We start from the raw sequence: 1,965 nt of genomic DNA on the forward strand, positions 1-1,965 counted from the left end.
CGGGGCAGGCCGCGATGCGCGTGCGCGGGTCGGCGGGGGAGGTGACGAAGCCGAGGGTGGCGGCGGTGTCATGAAGGGATTGTTTGGCGTCCGCCGGCTGGCCGAGGAACAGCAGGGCGCGGCCCGGTGCGAGGCGGATTTCGGTGGTGCCGAGGGCGAGAGCTTTTTGCACGAGGCCGATGATTTTTTCAGCTGGCATGCTGCCGTAGGGGAGGCCGATGCCGAGGGCGTGGCCGTTGTTCACGTCGAGGATGCCAACCGGTAGGCGGCTGCGCTCTACGGCGCCCCCCTCTGTCCTGCCGGACATCTCCCCCTCAAGGGGGGAGATCGGCAGCTTTGCCCCTAGCACTTCCGTTTCAACGTCAAGAATTGGCGAAGACAGCGATAACAGCGCAATCTCCCCCCTAGAGGGGGAGATGTCCGGCAGGACAGAGGGGGGCGCCGTAGAGTGCCAGCTTGCAAGAGACTCCAACTGCCGCCTCGACAAATCCCGCGCGTGCGCTTCCCGTCCCTTCTCGGCAACCATCCGCAGCGCCGCGACAGCAATGTCGCGCGCCGCATCTTCATCCCCCACAGCGAGCGGCTTGGCGGTCTGCCCATCACCCGCGACGGACACAAGCCAACGGCCGCCAGCATCAGCCCGCACCGCCTTCAACCTGACATCGGCCGTCACCGCATCCAGCGTCAGTTGCCCGCCGCCGTCGACGACCACCGCAACCTTGGGCCCCAGCCTTTTTGCCAGCCCGGCTTCCTCAACGGCCACCCGGATGCGCTCAGCCATCGGCCTCGGATCGGCGATCTCCCGCGGGTCAATGCCGGCCAGCGGGCCGGTCTCGACCGGGACGCCGGTGCGCACCGCGATGCCCAGCGCATCGACCTCCGCTGCCAGCAACGCAGCGCTTTCCATTGTCAGGCCGCGTTTCTGCAGGCTGCCGCGCGCCGTTACTTCCATGATGCCGTTGCCGTGCCGCACAGCGGATTCGGCCAACGCGATCAAGAGCTTCGGCGGGAGGCCTCCGGCGCCCGGGTTGAGCCGCACCAGCAGGCCGTCGCCTGTCAGCATCGGTGCCGACAAAGCAGGGCAGGAGCCACGGCGCGAGAAGGCGTTCATGCCGCGACCCCGAGCGCGTTGGCCTCGGCGATCAGCGCGGCGAGATCGTCGTCGATGGAATTGCGCAAGGGATGCCAGAGGCCGCGCCGGCGCGCCGACAGGAAGCGCTCGGCGATGACTTTGGCGGCGGCGGGATTTTCGCGCAGGATGAAGGCGCGAACTTCCGGATCGCCGAGATAGGCATCATGCACGGCCTCGATCAGCGCGCCTGAAATGGCATGGGTGGTCTCGGCGAAGCCGACCAGCCGGTCGACGGTTTCGGCGAATTCGGAGGCGCCGCGCGGACCGTGGCGCATCTGCCCAGATATGAAGCGGGCGTTGACGGCACGGGCACGCACCACGCGCGACACCGCTTCGCCAACCGATCGCGGTTTCGGCTTCTGCGGGTCCGTGGTGTCGAGCACGATGACGTCGGCGTTCCTGCCGAGTGTGGCCAAGGCGGCCGAAAAGCCGCCGATGAAGGCGATGTCGGCGGAACCTTCGAGAATGTCGCGGCCGGGGTCGTCGCCGGTGTGGACCAGAAGATCGGCTTCGGCAATGCGGCCTTCAAACACTCCGGGTGCCGAGACCCCTTCGCCGCCGGCGCCGCCATAGGCATGCGAGGTGGCGTCGAGATAGGCGCGGCCGATTTCTTCGCGCGCCGCCCAGTCGCCGCTGGACAAAATCTCTTCGACGCCGGCGCCGTAAGTGCCGGGCGAGGTGCCGAAGATGCGTGGACTGACCTTGCCGTCGGCGCGGGTTCTGGCGGCGAGCGGGTTTTCTGAATCGTCCTCGCCGCGCGCTGCAACGGCGTTGGCGGCGGCGTCGATCAGTGCGATCTGGGTCGGGAACATGTCGCGGAACAGGCCTGATAT

Annotated in this window: 2 protein-coding genes; both read right to left on the reverse strand. The window is 67.8% G+C overall.

Annotated elements, in window-relative coordinates:
• On the reverse strand, nt 1-1,111 hold a 1,111-nt coding region (gene cobG, locus O7A61_RS32065; RefSeq protein ID WP_337133152.1), incomplete at its 3' end, for a precorrin-3B synthase.
• Nucleotides 1,108-1,965, reverse strand: an 858-nt coding sequence (locus O7A61_RS32070) for a cobaltochelatase subunit CobN (protein ID WP_337133153.1), incomplete at its 5' end; no start/stop codon positions are given. The genes cobG and O7A61_RS32070, both read right to left, overlap by 4 nt.

It is taken from the genome of Mesorhizobium sp. Cs1321R2N1 (genome assembly GCF_037179725.1).
Taxonomy (GTDB): Bacteria; Pseudomonadota; Alphaproteobacteria; order Rhizobiales; family Rhizobiaceae; genus Mesorhizobium; species Mesorhizobium salmacidum.